Source organism: Flavonifractor plautii ATCC 29863 (assembly GCF_000239295.1).
Taxonomy (GTDB): Bacteria; Bacillota; Clostridia; order Oscillospirales; family Oscillospiraceae; genus Flavonifractor; species Flavonifractor plautii.
The window spans coordinates 1-7837 of record NZ_JH417788.1 but is presented as its reverse complement, the minus strand read 5'-3'; the positions used below and the strand labels follow the sequence as shown (position 1 = coordinate 7837).

At 63.6% G+C, this 7837-nt stretch carries 8 protein-coding genes; 6 read left to right on the top strand and 2 right to left on the bottom strand.

Annotation, left to right across the window (positions count from 1 at the left end; translation table 11 throughout):
* The first annotated feature begins 169 nt into the window (after nucleotides 1–169).
* The 3 genes from HMPREF0372_RS10305 to HMPREF0372_RS10295 all read left to right on the top strand — a co-directional run bounded on the left by HMPREF0372_RS10305 (nucleotide 170) and on the right by HMPREF0372_RS10295 (nucleotide 4207).
* Complete coding sequence (locus HMPREF0372_RS10305; RefSeq protein ID WP_007491933.1) at nucleotides 170–1621, top strand: sensor histidine kinase; 1452 nt, start codon at nucleotides 170–172, stop codon at nucleotides 1619–1621.
* A gap of 32 nt (nucleotides 1622–1653) precedes the next feature.
* Nucleotides 1654–2880, top strand: coding sequence for a S1C family serine protease (locus tag HMPREF0372_RS10300; RefSeq protein ID WP_039997217.1), 1227 nt, complete (start codon nucleotides 1654–1656; stop codon nucleotides 2878–2880).
* 169 nt (nucleotides 2881–3049) lie between these two features.
* On the top strand, nucleotides 3050–4207 hold the full coding sequence (locus HMPREF0372_RS10295) for an amidohydrolase (protein ID WP_039997215.1): 1158 nt from the start codon (nucleotides 3050–3052) through the stop codon (nucleotides 4205–4207).
* 43 nt (nucleotides 4208–4250) lie between these two features.
* Here HMPREF0372_RS10295 and HMPREF0372_RS10290 read toward each other — a convergent pair whose 3' ends face one another.
* Together HMPREF0372_RS10290 and HMPREF0372_RS10285 are read right to left on the bottom strand one after the other, a co-directional pair.
* Nucleotides 4251–5636 (bottom strand): NCS2 family permease, encoded by a 1386-nt coding sequence (locus HMPREF0372_RS10290; RefSeq protein ID WP_007491930.1) that lies wholly within the window; start codon nucleotides 5634–5636, stop codon nucleotides 4251–4253.
* Between the two features lie 128 nt (nucleotides 5637–5764).
* Entirely contained in the window at nucleotides 5765–6013 is a 249-nt protein-coding gene (locus HMPREF0372_RS10285) for a hypothetical protein (protein ID WP_007491929.1), read from the bottom strand.
* 290 nt (nucleotides 6014–6303) lie between these two features.
* Between HMPREF0372_RS10285 and HMPREF0372_RS20615 the strand changes: the two genes are divergently transcribed.
* From HMPREF0372_RS20615 to hpf, 3 genes are all read left to right on the top strand, one after another.
* On the top strand, nucleotides 6304–6687 hold the full coding sequence (locus HMPREF0372_RS20615) for a DUF134 domain-containing protein (RefSeq protein WP_007491928.1): 384 nt from the start codon (nucleotides 6304–6306) through the stop codon (nucleotides 6685–6687).
* A gap of 12 nt (nucleotides 6688–6699) precedes the next feature.
* Nucleotides 6700–7122, top strand: a complete 423-nt coding sequence (locus HMPREF0372_RS20610; RefSeq protein WP_039997212.1) for a NifB/NifX family molybdenum-iron cluster-binding protein — start codon at nucleotides 6700–6702, stop codon at nucleotides 7120–7122.
* Between the two features lie 136 nt (nucleotides 7123–7258).
* Nucleotides 7259–7804, top strand: a complete 546-nt coding sequence (hpf, locus tag HMPREF0372_RS10270; RefSeq protein ID WP_007491917.1) for a ribosome hibernation-promoting factor, HPF/YfiA family — start codon at nucleotides 7259–7261, stop codon at nucleotides 7802–7804.
* Nucleotides 7805–7837: the final 33 nt, after the last annotated feature.

Sequence of the window (7837 nt, the reverse complement as noted above, 5' to 3'; positions counted from 1 at the left end):
CGTGCCGCCGCCTCTGCGGCGGAGCGGGACGGAATTCACTTCCGGCCCGCGAAAAATGGAAAGGAAATGGGGGCCCCGCGGAGCGGAACGCTTCGTGGGGGGCCAGCGAGCAGTGGAGCCTCAAAACTGTGTGGGGTGTCGGTTACAAGTTTGAGGTTGTGAGCGGCGCATGAAGAGCCTGTACGGACGGCAGTTCCTGCTGACGGCGGGGATGATTCTCATCTCCTTCGCCCTGCTGGGGACCGCCTTTATCGGCCTGTCCTACCAGTATACAATCCGGGAAACCCGGGACTCCATGGAGCGCAACGCCGATTATGTGGCCGACTTCACCGCCAAGGTGCGGGCCGAAGGGATCGACGTGCGGGACATGGCCTACCAGCTCTATGTTGCCAATGTGGCCCACATCGCCAACGCCTTTGTCCTGGTCACCGAGGCGGATGGGGAGCTGGTACTCTGTTCCGATGGAGCGACGATCCAGAGCGGGCTGGGGGGGAACTATCTGCCCCAGTCCATCGTCAGCCAGCTCCAAAAGGAGGGCAGCTACAGCGGTATGACCACTCTGGGCGGCCTGTTTCCGGAGAAACGCTTTGTGGCGGGCACCCCCATCACGGTCAAAACGGTGAACCTGGCCACCGGGCAGACCGAGCAGACCATGATCGGCGTGGCCTATGTGGCGGCGGAGACCTCGGACATCACCGAGCTGTGGCAGGCGTTCATCTCCATCTTTTTCTTTACTGCCGTGGTGGTACTGTGCGTGGCTTTCATCACCAGCTCCATCACCTCCCTGCGGCTGACCAACCCCCTGAAGGAGATCGCCGAGACCGCCCGCAAATTCGGCCACGGCGAGTACGAGGTGCGGGTGCAGGGCTATGAGAAGCGGAAGGACGAGGTGGGCGAGCTGGCCGAGGCCTTCAACGCCATGGCCGACTCCATTGCCAAGAGCGAGGCCCGCCGCAGCGAGTTTGTGGCCAACATCTCCCACGAGCTCAAGACCCCCATGACCACCATCGCCGGCTTTTCCGACGGCATTCTGGATGGCACCATCCCGCCGGACAAGGAGCGCGCCGCCCTACAGACCATCTCCTCGGAAACCCGGCGGCTCTCCCGCCTGGTGCGGCGGATGCTGGATCTGTCCCGCCTCCAGTCGGCGGAGAATGTCACCGCCCAGGAGCAGTTCGACGTGTCCGAGGTCATGCTGCGGGTGCTGGTGAGCCTGGAGAACAAGATCAATGCCCGCCATCTGGACGTGGACACCCAGCTCCCCGACGGGCCCGTGCTGGTGTGGGGGGATCCGGACGCCATCACCCAGGTGTGCTATAACCTGCTGGATAACGCCATCAAGTTCTCGGCCGAGGGGAGCACCATGGGCCTGTCCATCACCGCCAAGGGGGGCAAGGCCCACGTAGCGGTGCGCAACCACGGCGACACCATCCCCCCCGACGAGCTGGCCATGATCTTCGACCGCTTCCACAAGAGCGACAAATCCCGCTCCGTGGACCGGGAGGGCGTGGGCCTGGGGCTGTATATCGTCAAGACTATCCTCAACAACCACAAGGAGAACATTTCCGTCACCAGCCAGGACGGCGTGACGGAGTTCGTATTTACCCTGACGCTTGCATGACGCCCCGGCGGACGGGGCAAGAAGGAGGGCCCATGCGCGGCTACTATTACGATCAAACGGGGGAGGCCCCCCGGAGCACCCCGGCGCCGATTTTCGCAGGGCGCCGCCGGCGGTGGAGCGGCGCAGCGGCGGTGCTCCTCTTTCTCCTGACCATGGCCCTGCTGGGCGGCCTGACTGCGGCGGCGGGGCTGTGGAGCTACAGCCGCCTGGAGGAGCTGCCGGCCCTGGCCGACAGCACCTGGCAGCCCCTTCCCGTTCGGGAGGAGCTGCCGGAGGAAACCACGGTAGAGCGGGCCCCCACCGGGGACGGCACCACCCTCACCATCTCCCCCCTGCCCAGCGGCGGGGCCCACAGCCTCCAGGAGATCTACCGGGAGAACATCGCCTCCATCGTCAGCATCCGGGGGAGCAAGGGGGACGGCATGAGCCTGGGCACCGGCGTGGTGATGTCGGAGGACGGGTATATCATCACCAACAGCCACGTCATTGAGGGATGCGGCGCCGTGGATGTGGTGCTCCAGGATGAGCGGGTGTTCCAGGCCCTGCTGGTGGGACAGGATGCACAGAGCGATCTGGCGGTGCTGAAGATCGACTGCGCCGGCCTGACGCCCGCCCAGTTCGGCGACTCCACCCTTCTGGAGGTGGGGGACACGGTGGCGGCCATCGGCAATCCGCTGGGGGAGGAGCTGCGGGGCACCATGACCGACGGCATCATCTCCGCCATCAACCGGGATGTGAACGTGGACGGGTACACCATGGTGCTGCTCCAGACCACCGCCGCCCTCAACTCGGGCAACTCCGGCGGGGCGCTCATCAACGACCGGGGACAGGTGGTTGGCATTACCAACCTGAAAATGCGGGCCTATGACAACACGGTAGAGGGCCTGGGCTTCGCCATTCCCACCACCACGGTCAAGACGGTGGTGGACGCCCTCATCGCCCACGGGCGGGTGGAGGGCCGGCCCACCATCGGCATCACCGGCTATACCGTGACGGAGGAGCTGGCGGAGGAGTACGGGTGCCCCCGGGGGGTGGCGGTACAGAGCGTCCGGGAGGGCTCCGACGCCCAACGGCAGGGCGTCCTGCCCAACGACGTGATCGTGGCGGTCAACGGCGAGACGATCACCGACATGGACCAGCTCCAGGCGATCAAGGAGGGGCTGGCGGTGGGGGACGTGCTCACCTTCCGCCTCTGGCGCGGCGGCCACTACCTGGAGCGGGACGTGGCCCTGGTGGACCAGTACACGCTGGAGGAGTAGATAAAAAAAGAGCGCCCCGTCCTGGGGCGCCCAAGAGAGATGTGTGCGGGAGAATGGAAGAATCGCGGGTTCGAATTACACTCGCCTATTGGATAAGCTGTGCTCTTATCATACTATGATTTCCATAAAATGTCAAATAGAACTTTTGTCGAAAGGCGGCGAATGGCTAATGCTGATTCTCAACGGGGTAGTTCACCCCATGGACGGGCCGGTGATTCCCCGTGGCTTCGTGGCCTTTGAGGGGGAGAAGCTCACCGCCGTAGGGCCCATGGAGGCCCTGCCCGCCGGGGCGGAGGGCCCCGTGCTGGATGCGGAGGGGGGGCATATCCTGCCCGGCTTTATCGACGCCCACTGCCACCTGGGCCTGTTCGGGGATGCCCTGGGCTTTGAGGCGGACGACGGAAACGAGTCCACCGACCCCTGTACCCCCCAGCTCCGGGCCGTCGACGGGGTGAATCCCCTGGACCGGGGCTTCCGGGAGGCACGGGAGGGGGGCGTGACCACGGTGCTCACCGGCCCCGGCTCGGCCAACCCCATCGCCGGGCAGTTCCTGGCCCTCAAGACCGACGGGCGCTGGGTGGACGAGATGGTGCTCAAGGCCCCCGCCGCCATGAAGTTCGCCCTGGGGGAAAATCCTAAGTCGGTCTACAACGACCGGAAGGAGACGCCGGTGACCCGTATGGCCACCGCGGCCCTCATCCGGGAGCACCTGGCCAAAGCCCAGGAGTACCAGGACAAGCAGGCCAAGGCGGACGGAGATCCCGACCAGGACATGCCCGATTACGACGCCAAGCTGGAGGCGCTGGTGCCGGTGGTGGCGGGAGAGCTGCCCGCCCACTTCCACGCCCACCGGGCCGACGACATCGCTACCGCCATGCGCCTCAGCCGGGAGTTCGGGCTGAAGCTGGTGGTGGTTCACGGCACGGAGGGCTATCTGGTGCCCGAGCTGCTGGCGGAGGCGGGGGTGCCGGTCATCACCGGGCCCTGCCTCACCGACCGCTCCAAGCCGGAGCTGGTGGGCCAGACCTTGGACAACCCGGCCCTGCTCCACCGGGCGGGGGTGAAGATCGCCATCTGCACCGACCACCCGGAAACGCCCATCCAGTACCTCCCCCTCTGCGCGGCCATGGCCGTGCGGGGGGGCCTGGACCCAGAGGAGGCCCTGGCGGCCATCACCAGCAGCGCCGCCGAGATTGCGGGCCTCTCCAAGCGGGTGGGCACCCTCACCCCCGGCAAGGACGCCGACGTGGTGGTGACCAGCGGCCACCCCTTTGACTGGAACGGCAGCATCCGGGCCGTCTTTCTCAACGGCCGGCGGGTCAAATAATCAGCCTGGGCCCTGTCCGTATGGACAGGGCCCAGGCTGTACCTTACAGGAAAATGTACTTGAGCAGAAAGACCAGGGCCAGTATCGCCAGCACGGGGCTGACCTTCTTCCGGCTCTCCGCGCCGGTAAAGAGGTGGACGGCCACATAGGAGATGGTGCCCACGGCAATGCCCTCGGAGATGGAGTAGCAGAAGGGCATGGCCACCATGGTCAGATAGGCGGGAAGGCTCTCCCGCCAGTCCGCCGGGTCCAGCGCCCGGAGGCTGCCGAGCATGCTCAGTCCCACGATGACCAGCGCCGGAGCGGTGGCAAAGCCGGGCACCGCCAGAAACAGGGGAGAGAGGAAGAGGGACAGGAGAAACATCAGGGCCGTGACCACGCTGGTGAGGCCGGTGCGGCCGCCGGCGGCGATGCCCGCCGCGCTCTCGGCAAAGGTCGTGGTGGTGGAGGTGCCCAGCACAGCGCCCACGGAGGTGCCCACCGCGTCGGAGAGCAGCGCGCCCCGGATGCGGGGCAGGCGTCCGTTCTCATCCAGCATGTGCCCCTGGGAGGCCATGCCGATAATGCCGCCCAAGGTGTCGAATACATCTACAAAGAGGAAGGAGAGCACCACTGTCAGAAAATTGAGGGTGAACAGCCCAGTGAAGTCCATCTGCATAAAGGTGGGAGCCAGGCTGGGGACGGCCAGACCAGCGGAGAAGTCGGGCAGGACGCTGGCCATGCCCAGCTCGGCGTTGGGGACATAGAGGCCGGTGAGCTGACAGAGGATGGCCGCCCCCCACACGGCCAGGATGCCCAGCAGCAGGGCGCCCTTCACCCTGCGGATAGTGAGGATGGCGGTGAGGAGGATTCCGGCGAAGGCCAGCACCGCCCCCAGGCCCACGGAACGTATCTCCCCGGAGGCGATGGCCTCCCGGAAGGGGTAGACCGACAGCATGGTGGAGGGGTCGGCCACGATCAGCTTGGAGTTCTGAAGGCCGATGAAGAGGATGAACAGGCCGATGCCCCAGGTGACGCCCAGCTTTAGAGGCCGGGGGATGGAGTTGAAGATGGCCTCCCGCACCGAAGTGACGGAGAGGACAATGAAGAGCAGGCCCTCCAGGAAGACCGCAGCCAGGGCCATCTGCCAGGAGTAGCCCTGCTTGATGACCACGGTGTAGGCGAAGTAGGCGTTCAGCCCCATGCCCGGGGCCAGGGCGAAGGGATAGTTGGAGAGCAGGGCCATGAGCAGGGTAGCGGCGCAGGCGGCCAGAGCGGAGGCGGTAAAGACCGCGCCCCGGTCCATGCCGGCGGCGCCCAGAATGGCCGGGTTGACCGCCAGGATATACGCCATGGTGACAAAGGTGGTCAGGCCGGCGAAGCACTCCCGGCGGACCGTGGTGCCGTTCTCCTTCAGATGAAAGAGCCGGTCGGCAAGTACAGATTTCACACCAACACCTCACAATAGAACAACTTGTGACACAACATTCCTTATTATAGGAAATTCATGGACACCTGTAAAGAGTAAAAAAGAGCGGAAGGGCCGCGCCCTTCCGCTCTTTTTTGCTTGTATCCCCCTCAGGCGCGGGCCATGTGGGCCGCACGGTTGCGCTGCTGGATCTCCAGCATCCGCATGGCGTAGAGGGAGTCGGTGATCACCTTCAGAGGCTTGGAGTAGTCCAGCGCGAAAAGCCCCAAAAACGAGCGGGCATCCACCCGGATGGAGTCGTCTTCATTGGCAATATATACGGGCTTATCCGCCTGAACGGCCAGCCGCTGCAGCTCTGCAAGCTCAGAGATGGAATCAAACTTCAATTCCAGTACCATAAATCATACCTCCTTTATGGGCTGTTTAAAGTATAGTATGGGCATGGGAATAAAACAATTGGCAGACTCACCGAAATCAGAGGTGGGTGGACAAGAAAATGCGTACAAAAACGATGTGTCAACTGATTAAGGGTAAAAACCGGGTGGGTTTTCGTAAAAAAATAACAAGAAAAGGCATCTTAAGTGGAGGGAAAGGAAATTAACACGCAGTTAAACTCAAAAATCAATTATTGACATATGCCAAAAATATGCTATAATAAATGGCATAAGCCGGAAACGGAGGAGACGCTATGCCCAGACCCAAAAAATGCAGACGCATCTGTGCCCTGCCCCGATGCAGCAGCTTCGGCCCCCTGGAGGGGGCGGCGGACGGCCGGGTGGAGATGGCGGTGGAGGAGTACGAGGCCATCCGCCTCATCGACCTGCTGGGCTGCACCCAGGAGGAGTGCGCCGCCCAGATGGGGGTGGCCCGCTCCACGGTGCAGCAGGTGTACGACACCGCCCGGCGCAGGCTGGCCCAGGCCCTGGTGGAGGGGAGGCGCCTGCACATCTCCGGCGGAGACTATGTGCTCTGCCCCCGGGGAGAGGAGTGTCCCGGCCGGGACTGCGCCCGGCGGGATTGCGGTATGGGACGCTGTGGCTGCGGCGCGTGCCTGCGGTCCAAGGAGAATTAGGAGGTTATGAAAATGAAAATCGCGGTTACCTATGAAAACGGACAGGTTTTTCAGCACTTCGGCCATACGGAGCAGTTCAAAATCTACGAGGCGGCGGAGGGCAAGGTGGTCTCCGCCCGGGTGGTGGAGACAGGCGGCTCCGGCCATGGTGCCCTGGCGGGTTTCCTGCGGGGACTTGGAGTGGACACCCTGATCTGCGGCGGCATCGGCGGCGGCGCCCGCAGCGCCCTGGCTGAGGCGGGGATTCAGCTCTACCCTGGTGCGTCCGGCAGTGCGGACGCCCAGGTGGAGGCCCTGCTGGCTGGCAGCCTGGCCTACGATCCCAACACCGTATGCAGCCACCACGACCACGGTGAGGGGCATACCTGCGGACACCATCACGAGGGCGGTCACACCTGCGGCGGCCATGACCACGGCTGCGGACATCACGGCTGATTGGGCATAGAACCAAAAAATTCATAAAATAAGCTGTGACAATTGGGAAACTTCGTGGTATAATCAAAGCAAGGAGGCCGGGCCTCCCGGTCTCCGGACCATAACCCTCTCCGGAGGGTGGAAGGAGCTGAAAACTATGAAGTTCGTGTTCACAGACAAAAAGGTCAACCTGCCCAACAAGGTCCACGCCTATGCGGAGAAAAAGGTGGGTAAATTAGACCGTTATTTTAAGGCGGACGCGGAGGCCGCCATCGTCTTCAGCGTGGAGAAGGACCGGAACAACGTGGAGCTTACCGTGCGCTCCGGCAGCACGATCATCCGCGTGTCTGAGAGTACCTCCGACATGTTTGCTACCATCGACGCGGCGGTCTCCTCGGTAGAGCGCCAGCTTCGCAAAAATAAGGCCCGCTTGGAGAAGCGCCTGCGCCAGGATGCATTCGTCCGAACCGTGGATGCCGAAGAGGTTTCCTCCTTTGCCCCTGAGGAGGAAGAGGAGGAATTCCGGATTGTCCGCACCAAGCGCTTCCCCATCAAGCACATGACGGTGGAGGAGGCGGTGCTCCAGATGAACCTGGTGGACCACACCTTCTTTGCCTTCAAGAACGCGGATGACGACGGAGCTTTTGCCGTGGTCTACAAGCGCAATGACGGCGGCTACGGCCTGATCGAGGACGATACCTGACCGAGGAAAACGGCGGCCCCGCGCTGCGGGGCC